This is a genomic window from Gilliamella sp. B3482, assembly GCF_026536805.1.
Taxonomy (GTDB): Bacteria; Pseudomonadota; Gammaproteobacteria; order Enterobacterales; family Orbaceae; genus Gilliamella; species Gilliamella apicola_E.
Window position 1 is genome coordinate 692,299 of sequence record NZ_JAFNNL010000001.1, and the last position, 16,140, is coordinate 708,438.

The window sequence follows — 16,140 nt, forward strand, 5'->3', positions numbered from 1 at the left end:
TTTCGGGTTGCTATAATACTTATAATTATAAGGCGGTGCAACCCTTTTATTGCTATTTTTATTCAATAGCTGGTTATTTATACACTTTATTATAACGATGCTATTTTTTTATTTGCTAGATCAACTGTCTTTTTATCTTTAGGGTATTTATTTACGACTTGTTGAAATACAGTTTTGGCATTCTTTTTATCACCTTTATCAAGTAAAATTAAACCCACTTTATAAAGGCTATCTGCTGCTTTTGGAGAAGATGGAAAATCTTTTACTACTGTTGCATAATAAAATGATGCATTATCTTTTTTTCCTTTTTTATAACAAAGTTGACCAAGCCAATAATTTACATTTGCACGGTAACTTGTCTTTGGGTAGGCTTTTAGATAATTTTGAAAGGCTATAATTACGTCATCACTCTGTTTGTCATCATTAATATATTGCATGACGTAATTATAATCCGCTTTATCATCACCTGAAGTAGACCATCCAGATAAACCTGAAGATGATGATGGCGATGCCCCAGCATCAGTGCTTGATGTTGAATCAGAACTGTCACCTTGGGCTTCATCATTTGAATTTGATGAGAATCCTGTCCCATTAGTCATTTGCTGTAATATCATTTTTTGGCGTTCAATTGTTTGATTAAGTTGATGCTTAGTTTCTTCCAATTGACCACGAAGTGTATCTACATCTGATTGTAGATCATTAATTTTTTGTTGATTTTGAATTATCAACTGTCCTTGCGCTTGTATTGTTCTATCCACATCAGAACTACCAGCAGCACAACCATATCCAGCAAATAATAAAAATAAGGACAATGTGAGTATTTTTTTATACATATTATATAAACTCGACGTGAACTTAAACATAAAAAACGGCTGATAAATCAGCCGTCATTAAGATGGGATTAATATCCAGCGTAAGTAATTACTGCACGACGGTTTTTAGCATAAGCTGCTTCGTTGTGACCTAATACTGCTGGTTTTTCTTTACCATAAGAAACGATTGAAAGTTGTTCACCAGAAACACCATTACTTTGTAAGTAAGATTTAACTGCTCCTGCACGACGTTCACCTAACGCGATATTGTATTCTGGAGTACCACGTTCATCGGCATGACCTTCAATAACAACATTTAAGAATGAATTTGCACGCATGAAGATAGAATGTGCATTTAATAATGTTGAATATTCTGATTTAACATTGTATTTATCATAATCAAAATAAATTGTATTGATTTGTTGTAATTTTTGTAATTGAGCTAGAGCTTCTTTAGATAAAGAACCGTTACCTGCTTTGCTGCTGCTGTTTGAAGAACATGCTGTCACAGCAATTAATGGTAAAGCAACTGCAGCTACCTTAAGAAATTTAGAAAATTGCATTGAATTAACTCCTTTGTGTTTAAATAAATTATTATTGATATTTTGTATACTTCTAACCAACTTCAAAGTAACACCTGTTACCAACTAGAAAGATTAGAAGTATATATTATAACGACCTTAACATTTACACAATTTTAATAATTATAATATTGCTTAAAATTTAGTCGTTCCTCATAAATAAGGTGACCAAGATGGGAATTTTACTTGTCCATCAGTCGCTGGTAACCTTGCTTTAAAATTACCATCAGTTGAAACAAGATTTAAAATGGTACCTAAACCTTGCGATGAACTGTAGATAATCATAGTGCCATTTGGAGCAATACTCGGGGTTTCATCTAAAAACGTATCAGTTAATCGTTGATAAGTATTCGTTTCTAGATCATATCGAGTAATATGTTGCTCACCATTATTAGTAGAAATTACAGCAATAAATTTACCATCTGGAGATACGCGAGCATTTTGATTCTGGGTATTATCCCAAGTTATACGTTGTGATGCTCCACTATTAATGTTAATTGAATAAAGTTGAGGACGCCCAGCCTGATCAGAAGTATAGACAATTGTTTCATTATCAGGCATCCATGAAGGTTCGGTGTCATTACTACGCCCAGAAGTAATTTGAGTGATTTTTTTACTTCTTAAATTCATCATATATAAATTTAAGCTACCACCTTTTGATAAGGCAAAAGCTAATTTGCTACCATCTGGTGAAAATGCTGGTGCACCATTATGCTGTGGAAAAGATGCAATAGTTTCAACTGCACCACTATCTAATGTTTTTAACACTAATGCAGAACGACCACTTTCAAAAGTTACATAGGCTATTTTTTTGCCATCAGGTGACCATGTTGGTGACATTAATGGTTCTTTTGAACGGTGTACGGTGACTTGATCAAATCCGTCATAGTCAGATACACGTAATTCATGTGTGTAAGGACCTTTACTATTTTTAACGACGTAGGCAATACGTGTTCTAAAAGCACCCTTGATACCAGTTAACGCTTCAAAGATTTCATCACTTGCAGTATGGGCTGCATAACGTAACCAACGTTGTTCAATAGGAAATTGATTTTCAACTAAGACCGCGCCAGGACGTTCAACAGTATCAACTAATTGATAGGTGATAAGATATTTTCCTGATGCATCAGGTTGGATTGTACCGACTACAACGGCAGAAATACCAATATTGCTCCAAACACTAGGATTGACTTCAGAAGCGGTAGTTGGTTTTTGCGGCATTGCTGCTACATCAATTGGATTAAATTTACCACTATTACGTAAATCAGAAGCAATAATATTATCCACAACTTGTGGAGGTTCACCGCTACCTGTCCATTTAAATGGTATGACCGCAATTGGTTTAGCAGAACTTACGCCATCAGTGATTATAATTCTAACTTCAGCAGTAGCTATCATTGTATATAAAAAAACAAGACAAGCTATCAAAAAGCGAGAAGCAAATTTGATCATCTTAAATTCCTTAATCAAAAAGAAATATATTTAAGTTAAAATAAGTATAACAACCGTATTTAAATACAAAAAGATAAAACCTTTTAACAATTAACAAAATGTTATTAAATGGTATCACTCTTTACAAAATATAAATATCAGCGTGAAAGATAGCCGAAATTGCGTAACAAGTCCATAGCTATTTGAGTAAAAAAGATTTTTCTATATAAATTATTTATTATTCTTATATTCGCAATTACTGTCGCTTATTTACTATACTATGCTGATTTGGGTGGAGTTAAAAGTAGTCGCCAAAGATTTTTATTTAAATTAAATATAATCAGGCTAAAGATATTAAAGAATGATCAATAAGAATAAATTTTAAAATTTGCTATTTTTGGCATTTTTCGCAATAGAACGTATTGCGTTGGCCTATTCGATGAGACTTTATGTCAGATTTACAAATTAAACACTTTTCGCCTTCTCTACCATATACTTGGAGCTTTTGTACAAAATAACCAGGCTTACCATCAGATTGAACAAAGTCTTTAAGTGTAGTGCCACCTTGTTCTATAGATTTGGTGAGCACTTGTTTAATTGCTGTGACTAATCGTTCAAATTCGTCTAAAGTTAAACTGTTTACTTTCCGGTGCGGATTAATTTTTGCCATAAATAATGATTCTGAAGCATAAATATTACCAACACCGACCACAATATGGTTGTCCATAATCCAGCTTTTTATAGGAATATTTCGATTAGTCGCTTTTTCGAAAAGATAGTTTGCTGAAAACTCCTCGCTTAGAGGTTCTAATCCTAAATGCTTCAATTGTTTAAGATCATCAATAGAATTAGTCCAAAGCCATGACCCAAAACGCCTTGGGTCGGTATAACGTAATGTCACACCATTTTCTAATACCAAATCAACATGATCATGTTTATCTGGTTTTTGGTTTGATTTTACTATGCGTAAGCTACCAGACATACCTAAATGAATAACAATCCAATTTTGCGTCAACTGTAGTAATAAATATTTAGCACGTCTTTTAATATCTATGATTATTTGGCCTTGAGCATCAGAAATAGCCTCATCAATAGGCCAACGAAGCTTGGGTTGTCGAACAACAACTTGCTTGATAATTTGGCCTTTTAAATAAGGTAGAATACCACGCCGACTAGTTTCTACTTCTGGTAATTCAGGCATTTAATAATCTCATTTAATTATTGAACATGTCAGTAACCCAGCTAGGAGCCGATTGATTTGTCTCAGTTTGAGAACTGACAGCACATAAACTTTGCGGATTGACCGTCCATGCAGGTAGAGTCCTTACTCCTCCTCCATCGCATTGCCATTGGCCACTACTATCAATAGGTACCATAAAGATATTTTGTGGTACTGAAAGTTGTAATTTTTTCGGTGGATTATTTTGTAAGTATTCACTATATATTTTTAATGCACCTGTAGCGCCTGTTAATTTCATAGGTGAATGATCATCAAGCCCTATCCAAATGACTGCAACATTTTTTCCATCAATACCAGTAAACCAACTATCACGCGAATCATTACTTGTTCCAGTCTTGGCAGCTAAATTGAATGATCCATATTTAGCTTTCAATGAACGTGATGTTCCTGATTCAACGACTTGTTGCATAGCGTAAGTGGTTAAATAAGCCGATTGCTGAGAAACCGCTTGAATTTGTTGCGGGTAATTTTGATAAACAAGTTCACCTTTATCAGTTAATACATACCGTAGTATTGTGAGCGGTGCACGTTGGCCATTATTGGAAATAGTTTGGAACATTTGTGCTGTTTCTAATGGTGTTAACTCTAGAGCACCTAATAAGCGAGAAGGCAAATTAGGGATACGATCTTCAGGTACCCCCAATGCTTGTAAACTCGTTTTAGTTGCGTCTAAACCTAATGACATACCTAAGTTAACTGTAGGTACGTTAAGTGAAAGAGCTAATGCATCAATTAACATCACTTTATCGCGAAATTTCCGATCAAAATTCTTCGGTTGCCAATAACCGCCGTTATCAAGTTTGATTGATAATGGGTTGTCATTTAACCAAGTATTAAGCTGATAACGTTCTGGCTGACCTAATGCAGTTAAGTAGGTTGACGGTTTTGCCAGTGAACCAATTGCTCGTCTAGTTAACCACGCTCTGTTATAACCAGGGTAACGTGGCTCAGCGCTACCAATAATAGAACGGATTTCACCTGTCTCACGGCTAACAATAACCATTGCTGTTTGTAATTCTTTATTAGTCGATTTACGTAATGTTTCTATTTCATCCGTAACCGATTGTTCTGCTGCAGCCTGAGCAACTGGATCGAATGTGGTGAAAATTTTCATTCCTGACAGGTGGTCTGCTTTGTCACCCAACTGTTTTCTAAGCTCACTACGGACAACTTGCATAAATGCTGGTTGCGGTGATATCACTCCACCTTTTGGTAAAACTGAAAGTGGGCGTTGGCTAAGTAAATTATATAATTCCTCATCAATAATTCCTTGTTGCTCAGCAAGTTTTAATACAACATTACGACGTTCAATTACTTGTTGCGGTTGAGTCCAAGGATTATAGTACGAAGCACCTTTTACCATACCTACTAATACAGCTTGCTGATCTAATGTCAATTCATTAACTGGGCGACCAAAATAGTACAGGCTTGCTAATGGGAAACCATGAATTTCTTCACTACCAGCTTGACCTAAATAGACTTCATTTAAGTAAAGTTCTAAGATACGCTCTTTACTATATCGAGCATCTAAAATGATAGCCATATAGGCTTCACGTATTTTACGACTGATACTTCTCTCATTAGTTAAAAAGAGGTTTTTAACCGTTTGTTGTGTTAGTGTGCTTCCACCTTCAGTTCGGCCTGTTGTTAAATTAACATATATGGCTCGACCAATAGAATATAAACTTACACCATGGTGGTCATAAAAACGTTTATCTTCAGTTGCAACTAAGGTTTTTATTAACGAGTCAGAAAATTCTCTTAAAGGCACAAAAAGCCGTTGTTCACCATTTGGGGAATGCATCATCGTTATTAATTTAGGATCAATCTTAAGTAAGCCAAAATCACGACCTGTGTCTAAATTAGATATGCGATCTATCCTGTTTTCATAGAAAGTAATTTTGACACGAAAAGCTTTTTCTTCACCATCAGGAAATGTAAATGGACGACGGTAAATTTCAACAGCACCATTTTGAACAATAAATTCACCTGGTCGAGTTGCTTTACTATCTTGCTGACGATATTGTGCACCTTTTAGCAAAGTAACAACATCGCTAAGACTATAATCACTATCTGGTTCAAGGTCGACTATCTGTCCATAAACAGCCGCAGGTAATTCCCAAACATTACCATCTATACGTTCTTTAATTTGTTGATCTAAATAAATCCCATAAACGACAGTTACAGCAACAAAGATAAGACATAATTTGAAAAGCAACGACCAAAGTCGACGCCACAATGATTTCTTATTTTTTTTTGAAGCTTTTTTAGTCGATTTCTTTTTAGTTGGTCTGTTCAAACTGCACCCAATATTAAGATTAAATAAAATTAACTTATAATAACATAACTTTTTAATGAAGCATTGAGCTTCTTATCAATAAGATATTTTAGTTTAAATAATATAGTTGAATATATAAAATCAATTAAAAACTAAGTTGTGGCTGAATATTTTTAACTTTTTCTATAAATGCTTTTTTAGACTTACCGGTTAAACCTTCATTAATCGGTAAACTTGCTGTTAATGGATTAACAGGTTTATTATTGATATGTAATTCAAAATGCAAATGTGGTCCTGTAGAACGCCCTGTATTACCAGATAAACCAATTTTGTCACCCTGTTTAACTTGTTGGCCTGGTTTCACTAAAATTTTGTCTAAATGCATGTATGCCGTCATATATTGCCTACCATGGCGTATAGCGACATAGTTACCTGCTGAGCCACTGTATTTCGCAATAACAACTTCTCCATTTCCTACAGATAATACTGGCGTTCCTCTAGATACTGCAAAATCAACACCATTATGTGGTGTAACAACTCCTGTAACTGGATGTAACCGACGCGGATTAAAACCTGATGATACGCGAGCTTTTTTAGCTAAAGGATATCGGAAAAAACTTTGAGATAAACTACCTGCATTAATATCATAGTATTTACCATCATCAGCTAGAATCGCATAATAATCTTTAGACCCATTTTTAATGCGAACACCAAGTAATTTACTATTTGATAAACGATTTCCATGCATTTCACGAGATAAGTATACCACGAATTTATCGCCTACTTTTAAACGTCGAAAATCCAAACGCCACTGCAATGCACGTGTAATAATTCCAATCTCATTACTCGTTAAACCAGCTTTACGCGCATCAGCTACAAAACTGGATTTCAGCTCACCTTTAATAACATTATTTTGTGAGACACCTTCTACTGTTTCAGTACTTTCTATAAATTGATTGCCTGACTTTTCAAAAATTCGAACATTATTAGTTGATATTGTCCAGTTAAAAGTGAGCAAATTGTGATTATCATCGGTCGTCCAACTAACCTGCTGTCCAATTCTCAAATTGGCTAGTTGTTTATACTTACCTGTTAACTGTGCAATATCATTTTTATTTACATTATAACGATTCAAAATATCGTGTAATGTATCACCACGTGATATGGTATATTGCACTGTGTTATCTTTTTCTTCAGCAAGATCATCTAATTCGTCTTTAGCTATATCATCTTCAGGAACATCAGACGACTCTGTAACATTGTCAGTTTTAGATTTATCACTAAGCATATCAATTCGCCCATCGCCAATAACAACTGAAGACGAAGGCGTATCTGTAACTGTAGTTTGAGCTTGAGAATTTAGAGGGACGTACACTGTGCGATCTAAATTTAAAGGTCGCCACAATATAGTTACAAAAATAACAACAACAAGGGCTCCTAATATTGAAAAATAGGGAATTTTGAATTTATTTTTTGCAATATTAGGGGATTTAATCTGCTGTGCCAAAATTAACCTTAACTATCTTATAATCTAAACTATTTTTTATCTAAACAATCCAACAGCTCCTGAGTTAATGTTAATAAAAAGTGTGAATAGGCACCTTTTTCGACAATGATACCTGTCCCTAATGGATTTAATTCACCAATTTTAACATTTGTACCATTTACTAACTTCTTTATAACTGCAGGGCTAAACTGTGGCTCTCTAAAAACACAGACTGCTTGATGTTCCGCTAGCTTTTTTTGAATTGCATAGACAGTTTGAACGCCAGGCTGTACTGCTGGGTTTATGGTAAAACTTCCTAGATTTTTTAATCCGAACTGTGATTCAAAGTACCCATATGCATCATGAAACACAAAATACCCTCTATTTTGTACGCTAATTAGTTTTTTTGCAATGTTTTGTTCTGTTTCTGATAGATTTGTAATGAATTCGTTCAGATTTGCATCAAGCAACTGCACTTTATTCGGATACAGTTCTATAAGCTTATCATGGATTGATTTTGCAATAATTTTAGCAATTTTTGGCGAAAGCCATATATGTTCATCATATTCACCATGATGATGGTCATTATCATCATGAGGTATTTCTTCATCGTGATGATTGGTTCTAAGCAAACTCTTAATTTCGGGAACATCCATTAATTCTATCTGCTTGTGTTCATCAACATTTTTTAAAACAGTTGGCATAAAAACTTCCATATCTTCACCAATCCAAATTATTAAATCAGCATTCTTAATTTTAGCCAAATCGGAGGGTTTCAATGAATAAGTATGAGGAGATGCGCCATCCGGCAATAGTATATCTGTATTTGTTACACCTGATGCAATTGCTTCAGTAATAAAACCTATCGGCCTTACTGAGGAAATTACATTGGCATTAACATTATTTGTTAATCCAATAACGATTAGCGTAAGTTGTGTAAGAAAACGTAGAACTTGTCTGATGTTTTTAGTTAAATTTTTCACTTTGTCATCCAATATTTATAAAATATGATGGAATAAAACTACATTATTGTTATAATATAACATAACATATTGATCGGCAAGGACTATCGATATCATGACACAATTAATGGCTCTAAATAATATTTCGGTTAAAATAAATCAACAAAAAATATTATATGATGTTTCATTGACGATTAACTTAAGCCAAATTATTACGATTCTAGGTCCAAATGGTGCAGGAAAATCAACACTCGTCAAAGTTATTTTAGGATTAATTTCACCTACAACAGGCACCATTGAACGTGCTTCTGATTTGACTATCGGTTATGTCCCTCAATCAATAAACTTGAATCCAACTTTACCTATAACCGTCAAACGGTTTATGCAGCTAAATAAACAATTAAGTTATGATGATATCATCCAAACATTATCTTTAGTAAAAGCTCAATACCTGATTGATCGATCTATGCATCAATTATCAGGCGGGGAGTTACAGCGAGTACTACTTGCTCAAGCATTAGCAAAACGCCCAAAACTACTTATTTTAGATGAGCCTACACAAGGTGTAGATGTAAATGGACAAGTGCTATTGTATGATTTAATTATTAATGCTAAAACGAAGTTTAGTTGTGGTGTTGTAATGGTTTCACATGATTTACATTTAGTTATGGCAAAAACAGATGAAGTAATTTGTTTAAACCATCATATCTGTTGTTCAGGAACACCAGCTAGTGTCTCAAACGATCCAGAATTTGTTTCTTTATTTGGACCTCACGGCGCATCACAAATCGCTTTATATAAGCACCATCACAATAATGATTGTTGCCAGCATCACAATGATCATAATCGAAAAATTATATTACCTGATTCAAGAGGAACAAAATAATGATTGAGTTACTCTTACCCTCTTTACTTGCAGGTTTATGCTTATCGTGTTTAACTGGTCCATTGGGTACATTTGTTGTTTGGCGAAGAATGTCTTATTTCGGAGATACGTTATCCCATGCAGCATTATTAGGGGTTGCTTTTGGCTTCCTTTTTGATATCAATCTATTCTATGCCATCGTTTTAGTGACACTGATATTAGCTATCGGGCTGTTATGGTTAGAATCTCAAAAACAACTACCTGTTGATACATTACTGGGTATTTTAGCTCATAGCGCTCTTTCACTTGGTTTAGTTGTGATAAGTTTAATGAATAGTATACGCATTGATTTGATGGGTTATCTATTTGGTGATCTTTTATCTATAACAATGTTTGATGTTTATCAGATTTTAATTTGTGTATTAATAATTGGAATTCTGTTGATATGGCGTTGGAATCAATTTTTATTTATCACTGTTAGTGAGGAACTAGCATTTAGCCATGGCATTAATGTACCACTAACAAAATTTATGCTTACAATACTTTTAGCATTAACAATTGGTATTGCTATGAAATTTGTTGGAGCTTTAATTATTACTGCACTATTAATCATTCCTGCTGCTACAGCAAAATATTATGCTAAAAACCCAGAATCAATGGCATTTTTTGCAATATTAATTGGGATGCTATCTATTTTGGGTGGAATTTTGTTTTCATTAATTTATGATACTCCAACAGGTCCTTCTGTTGTATTAAGTAATACTTGTTTATTTTTTATATCATTATTTATTTCTAAATTCTTTTTAAGAACTAAAAATTAAAATATCAGTAAAATTAGAAAATTTATTGCGAGGGAACACGCATTTTTAGTTATCTGTTTGTTCACATTATTTAATTACTAATAAAGTGTTAAAAATCAGAAACTAATGAAGACAAAACTATGTCTCTCGCAATTATTTATACAAGAGCCTCTATTGGAATACAAGCACCTCAAATTAATGTTGAAGTACATATTAGTAATGGATTACCAGGTTTTGTTCTGGTTGGTCTTCCAGAAGCAACGGTTAAAGAATCTAAAGACCGAGTTAGAAGCGCTATTATTAATAGTGGCTTTACATTTCCAGCAAAAAAGATAACTGTTAATTTATCTCCAGCAGATCTTCCTAAAGAAGGTAGTCGCTTTGATTTGCCTATAGCTATCGCTATTCTTGCAGCAACCGAACAAATACCTAACGATAATCTAGCTAAATATGAATTTTTAGGTGAATTAGCCTTATCTGGGGAGATTAAAGCAGTAAAAGGTGCTATTCCTGCTGCTATATCATCTAAAAAAAATAATCGTACATTGATTATTTCTAGAGAAAATCAATCTGAAATATCATTAATCCATCATAATAATACGTTAATTACCCATAATTTATTAGAACTATGCCAATATCTATACAATGAAATTAATTTACCTACTGTTGAATACAGAGAATACAAAGATGATGATGAGCAAATAATTAACCTACAAGATATAATTGGTCAAGAACATGCTAAAAGAGCCTTAGAAATTGCCGCTGCAGGTGGACATAATCTATTGTTAATTGGTCCACCAGGGACCGGTAAAACTATGCTAGCCACTCGGTTAACTTCATTATTACCATCATTATCAGATGATGAAGCACTTGAAAGTGCAGCAATCACCAGTCTTGTTAGCGCTAATGGTTCGATTCAAAATTGGCGTAAAAGGCCATTTAGAGCCCCGCATCATAGTGCATCAGCAGCAGCTTTAGTTGGTGGCGGCTCAATTCCTAAACCAGGAGAAATTTCATTAGCCCATAATGGAGTGTTATTTTTAGATGAATTACCAGAATTTAACCGTAAAGTATTAGATGCCTTAAGAGAACCCATTGAGTCAGGAGAAATAGTTATATCTAGGGCAAATGCAAAAATAAAATTTCCAGCAAAGTTTCAACTCATTGCCGCCATGAACCCTAGCCCTACGGGTCATTATCATGGAACCCATAATAGGACAACACCACAACAAATTATACGTTACTTAAATCGACTTTCTGGTCCATTTTTAGATCGTTTTGATATATCAATTGAAGTACCATTACTACCTAAAGGTACACTAAGTCAAAAAGTTAGTGTAACTGAACCAACTGATAAAGTGAAAAAAAGAGTTATGGATGCTAGAAAAATTCAAATGATAAGAAATAAAAAGTTAAATAGTCAATTATCACCAAAAGAAATTCAAATTCATTGTTTGTTAACTGATGAAGATAATGAGTACTTAGAACAGGCTTTAATTAAATTAGGGCTTTCTGCTCGAGCTTGGCATAGAATATTAAAAGTATCTCGGACTATCGCCGACTTAGATTGTTCAAAGAACATAGAACGAAAACATATTTCAGAAGCACTGAGTTATCGTTCTATGGATAGATTATTAATTCAGATGCACAAAAATATTGGCTAATAAATTAATCATCACTATCGACAAAGTCATCACTCACGTCAACTTGAGGTTTTCCACCTGATAACGTGTGAAAACGTTTTGGTTTGTTAATTTTAGAAAGGTACTTTATCCATGTTTTTTCATAATCTGTAACTGGTTCCTTTTTCCCTTTACAAACTGCAACAAAAGATTTCTCTTCTGATGTAGTTGGCTTTTTAGTTTCTGCATCGAGATCTCTAAAAGCACAACCATATTTTTCTAAGATCTGTGCTTCTTTGATAGTAAAATCGCCATGACGAGAAAATCCTCTTGGATAATTCTTATTATCAAAAAAACGTTGTTGACTTACAAAACTTTCAGCCATGTTATATCCTCTAGATTATAAAAGTTGTTGGGCGGGAATTATAATTGACAAAGTTAATCTGTAAACAAAATTTTTTTATTTATATAAATAAAATTGAATAAATGACTAAAATTAGAACAAATCTATTATTTTTATGGCAGGGGCGGAGAGTCTCGAACTCCCAACACCCGGTTTTGGAGACCGGTGCTCTACCAATTGAACTACGCCCCTAGATAAGGTGGCGGAACGGACGGGGCTCGAACCCGCGACCCCCTGCGTGACAGGCAGGTATTCTAACCAACTGAACTACCGCTCCACCGTATTTTTTGGTGTGTTTATAAATTAAAAGTCTGGCGGCACCCTACTCTCACATGGGTAATACCCACACTACCATCGGCACTACGGCGTTTCACTTCTGAGTTCGGCATGGGGTCAGGTGGGACCACCGCGCTATTACCGCCAGACATATTCTGTCTTCTCTTTTTCAACTGATGATGATTATCACATATCTTCACCAATCGCTCAATCCGGAACAAACTGTTTTATTAATCTTTAACCATCTTTCGATGATTTCTTAATCTCAACTTCGCGTAACCCAAAACAACTCCGAGTTGTAAGGTTAAGACTCTCGGTTCATTAGTATCAGTTAGCTCAATGTATCACTACACTTACACACCTGACCTATCTACGTCTTAGTCTCAAACGGACCTTACTGAATCTCTTCAGGGAAAACTCATCTCGAGGCTAGTTTCGTGCTTAGATGCTTTCAGCACTTATCTATTCCGCACGTAGCTACCGGGCAATGCAATTGGCATCACAACCCGAACACCAGCGGTGCGTTCACTTCGGTCCTCTCGTACTAGAAGCAAACCCTCTCAATTTTCCTACGCCCATGGCAGATAGGGACCGAACTGTCTCACGACGTTCTAAACCCAGCTCGCGTACCACTTTAAACGGCGAACAGCCGTACCCTTGGGACCTACTTCAGCCCCAGGATGTGATGAGCCGACATCGAGGTGCCAAACACCGCCGTCGATATGAACTCTTGGGCGGTATCAGCCTGTTATCCCCGGAGTACCTTTTATCCGTTGAGCGATGGCCCTTCCATTCAGAACCACCGGATCACTATGACCTACTTTCGTACCTGCTCGAGCCGTCACTCTCGCAGTCAAGCTAGCTTTTGCCATTGCACTAACCTCCTGATGTCCGACCAGGATTAGCTAACCTTCGTGCTCCTCCGTTACTCTTTGGGAGGAGACCGCCCCAGTCAAACTACCCACCAGACAGTGTCCCTTACCTCGATTCAGAAGTATAGGTTAGAACATCAAACATTAAAGGGTGGTATTTCAAGGATGACTCCATGCATACTGGCGTACACACTTCATAGTCTCCCACCTATCCTACACATTAAGGCTCAATGTTCACTGTCAAGCTATAGTAAAGGTTCACGGGGTCTTTCCGTCTTGCCACGGGTACACCGCATCTTCACGGCAATTTCAATTTCACTGAGTCTCGGGTGGAGACAGCCTGGCCATCATTACGCCATTCGTGCAGGTCGGAACTTACCCGACAAGGAATTTCGCTACCTTAGGACCGTTATAGTTACGGCCGCCGTTTACTGGGGCTTCGATCAAGAGCTTCTGCTTACGCATAACCCCATCAATTAACCTTCCAGCACCGGGCAGGCGTCACACCGTATACGTCCACTTTCGTGTTTGCACAGTGCTGTGTTTTTATTAAACAGTTGCAGCCAGCTGGTATCTTCGACTGATTTCACCTACATCCGCGTGGGACTTCAATTACCGTCAGCGTGCCTTCTCCCGAAGTTACGGCACCATTTTGCCTAGTTCCTTCACCCGAGTTCTCTCAAGCGCCTGAGTATTCTCTACCTGACCACCTGTGTCGGTTTCGGGTACGATTAACTATAACCTGAAGCTTAGAGGATTTTCCTGGAAGCAGGGCATCAATTACTTCACTACCTTAGTAGCTCGTCATCACGCCTCAGGGTCTCAGTGACCGGATTTGCCTAATCACACCCCTACACGCTTAACCCACCATCCAATAGGTGGTAAACCTAGCCTTCTTCGTCCCCCCATCGCAGTTATAGCCAGTACGGGAATATTAACCCGTTTCCCATCAGATACGCCCTTCGGCCTCTCCTTAGGGGTCGACTCACCCTGCCCCGATTAACGTTGGACAGGAACCCTTGGTCTTCCGGCGAGCGGGCTTTTCACCCGCTTTATCGTTACTTATGTCAGCATTCGCACTTCTGATACCTCCAGCATGCCTCACAACACACCTTCTACGGCTTACAGAACGCTCCCCTACCCAATACACTTACGTGCACTGCCGCAGCTTCGGTGCATAGTTTTAGCCCCGTTACATCTTCCGCGCAGGCCGACTCGACTAGTGAGCTATTACGCTTTCTTTAAATGATGGCTGCTTCTAAGCCAACATCCTAGCTGTCTAAGCCTTCCCACTTCGTTTCCCACTTAACTATGACTTTGGGACCTTAGCTGGCGGTCTGGGTTGTTTCCCTCTTCACGACGAACGTTAGCACCCGCCGTGTGTCTCCCATGATTGAACTTGTCAGTATTCGGAGTTTGCATCGGGTTGGTAAGCCGGGATGGCCCCCTAGCCGAAACAGTGCTCTACCCCCAACAGTTATACATGAGGCGCTACCTAAATAGCTTTCGGGGAGAACCAGCTATCTCCCGGTTTGATTGGCCTTTCACCCCCAGCCACAGGTCATCCGCTAATTTTTCAACATTAGTCGGTTCGGTCCTCCAGTTAGTGTTAACCAACCTTCAACCTGCCCATGGCTAGATCACCGGGTTTCGGGTCTATACCCTGCAACTTAACGCACAGTTAATACTCGGTTTCCCTTCGGCTCCCCTATTCGGTTAACCTTGCTACAGAATATAAGTCGCTGACCCATTATACAAAAGGTACGCAGTCACACATACCCAACGGTACATGCTCCCACTGATTGTACGTACACGGTTTCAGGGTCTATTTCACTCCCCTCCCGGGGTTCTTTTCGCCTTTCCCTCACGGTACTGGTTCACTATCGGTCAATCAGGAGTATTTAGCCTTGGAGGATGGTCCCCCCATCTTCAGACAGGATATCACGTGTCCCGCCCTACTCTATAAGCTTCCACATAATGCACTTTCATGTACGGGACTTTCACCCTCTATCGTGCGACTTTCCAGACGCTTCCACTAATACATTATGCTACCCGCTTGGGCTACTCCCATTTCGCTCGCCGCTACTTTGGGAATCTCGGTTGATTTCTTTTCCTCGGGGTACTTAGATGTTTCAGTTCTCCCGGTTCGCCTCATCTGACTATGTATTCATCAGATGATAGTGCAGTCGCCTGCACTGGGTTTCCCCATTCGGACATCAACGGCTATAGCGCCTTTTATCGGCTCACCGTCGCTTTTCGCAGATTAACACGTCCTTCATCGCCTCTGATTGCCTAGGCATCCACCGTGTACGCTTAATTTCTTAACCTTACAACTCACAGTTGTCTTGGTTTCAATTACGCTTTTTTCTCTTTTCTACTTCTTCACATCCATACTTTCATATCAATGCCTTCCATAAAAACGAGAACTCGTTTCTTTCAGCTTGTTCCTAATTGTTAAAGAGCTTTATCTTTCTATTCATTCGAATATCAAATAAATACAAAAATAATTTTG

11 protein-coding genes, 2 tRNA genes and 2 rRNA genes are annotated in these 16,140 nt (G+C 37.2%); 3 read left to right on the forward strand and 12 right to left on the reverse strand.

What is annotated here, in order from left to right; all coding sequences use genetic code 11:
* Positions 1–89 precede the first annotated feature (89 nt).
* The 7 genes from ybgF to znuA all read right to left on the reverse strand — a co-directional run bounded on the left by ybgF (position 90) and on the right by znuA (position 8,811).
* On the reverse strand, positions 90–833 hold the full coding sequence (ybgF, locus tag J3U18_RS03135; protein WP_267332249.1) for a tol-pal system protein YbgF: 744 nt from the start codon (positions 831–833) through the stop codon (positions 90–92).
* A gap of 68 nt (positions 834–901) precedes the next feature.
* A complete protein-coding gene (gene pal / locus J3U18_RS03140; protein WP_220225234.1) occupies positions 902–1,375 on the reverse strand; it encodes a peptidoglycan-associated lipoprotein Pal in 474 nt (157 codons plus the stop codon).
* A gap of 171 nt (positions 1,376–1,546) precedes the next feature.
* Complete coding sequence (gene tolB, locus J3U18_RS03145; protein ID WP_370632630.1) at positions 1,547–2,842, reverse strand: Tol-Pal system beta propeller repeat protein TolB; 1,296 nt, start codon at positions 2,840–2,842, stop codon at positions 1,547–1,549.
* Between the two features lie 373 nt (positions 2,843–3,215).
* Complete coding sequence (mutM, locus tag J3U18_RS03150; protein WP_220225236.1) at positions 3,216–4,025, reverse strand: bifunctional DNA-formamidopyrimidine glycosylase/DNA-(apurinic or apyrimidinic site) lyase; 810 nt, start codon at positions 4,023–4,025, stop codon at positions 3,216–3,218.
* A 13-nt stretch (positions 4,026–4,038) separates the two neighbouring features.
* Entirely contained in the window at positions 4,039–6,363 is a 2,325-nt protein-coding gene (gene mrcB, locus J3U18_RS03155; RefSeq protein WP_220225237.1) for a bifunctional glycosyl transferase/transpeptidase, read from the reverse strand.
* Between the two features lie 124 nt (positions 6,364–6,487).
* Positions 6,488–7,849 carry a murein DD-endopeptidase MepM gene (gene mepM, locus J3U18_RS03160; RefSeq protein ID WP_267352896.1) on the reverse strand — a complete coding sequence of 454 codons (1,362 nt, stop codon included), beginning with the start codon at positions 7,847–7,849 and terminating at the stop codon, positions 6,488–6,490.
* A 29-nt stretch (positions 7,850–7,878) separates the two neighbouring features.
* Positions 7,879–8,811, reverse strand: a complete 933-nt coding sequence (gene znuA / locus J3U18_RS03165; RefSeq protein WP_267352897.1) for a zinc ABC transporter substrate-binding protein ZnuA — start codon at positions 8,809–8,811, stop codon at positions 7,879–7,881.
* Positions 8,812–8,905: 94 nt separating this feature from the next.
* On the opposite strand from znuA, the gene znuC reads away from it, so the two are divergent.
* The 3 genes from znuC (at position 8,906) to J3U18_RS03180 (ending at position 12,119) form a co-directional block, all read left to right on the forward strand.
* Positions 8,906–9,676 carry a zinc ABC transporter ATP-binding protein ZnuC gene (znuC, locus tag J3U18_RS03170; protein ID WP_220225240.1) on the forward strand — a complete coding sequence of 257 codons (771 nt, stop codon included), beginning with the start codon at positions 8,906–8,908 and terminating at the stop codon, positions 9,674–9,676.
* Positions 9,676–10,476 carry a zinc ABC transporter permease subunit ZnuB gene (znuB, locus tag J3U18_RS03175; RefSeq protein ID WP_220225241.1) on the forward strand — a complete coding sequence of 267 codons (801 nt, stop codon included), beginning with the start codon at positions 9,676–9,678 and terminating at the stop codon, positions 10,474–10,476. Before znuC ends, znuB begins: the two co-directional genes overlap by 1 nt.
* 119 nt (positions 10,477–10,595) lie before the next feature.
* A complete protein-coding gene (locus tag J3U18_RS03180) occupies positions 10,596–12,119 on the forward strand; it encodes a YifB family Mg chelatase-like AAA ATPase (RefSeq protein ID WP_220225242.1) in 1,524 nt (507 codons plus the stop codon).
* Between the two features lie 4 nt (positions 12,120–12,123).
* Here the strand turns inward: J3U18_RS03180 and J3U18_RS03185 are convergent, their stop codons facing one another.
* The 5 genes from J3U18_RS03185 to J3U18_RS03205 all read right to left on the reverse strand — a co-directional run bounded on the left by J3U18_RS03185 (position 12,124) and on the right by J3U18_RS03205 (position 15,955).
* Complete coding sequence (locus J3U18_RS03185; RefSeq protein WP_065562455.1) at positions 12,124–12,462, reverse strand: DUF413 domain-containing protein; 339 nt, start codon at positions 12,460–12,462, stop codon at positions 12,124–12,126.
* Between the two features lie 134 nt (positions 12,463–12,596).
* A tRNA-Trp gene (locus tag J3U18_RS03190) sits at positions 12,597–12,672 on the reverse strand.
* Between the two features lie 8 nt (positions 12,673–12,680).
* Positions 12,681–12,757: transfer RNA gene (locus tag J3U18_RS03195), tRNA-Asp, on the reverse strand.
* 32 nt (positions 12,758–12,789) lie between these two features.
* Positions 12,790–12,905: ribosomal RNA gene (gene rrf / locus J3U18_RS03200) — 5S ribosomal RNA — on the reverse strand.
* A gap of 151 nt (positions 12,906–13,056) precedes the next feature.
* Positions 13,057–15,955: ribosomal RNA gene (locus J3U18_RS03205) — 23S ribosomal RNA — on the reverse strand.
* Positions 15,956–16,140 lie beyond the last annotated feature (185 nt).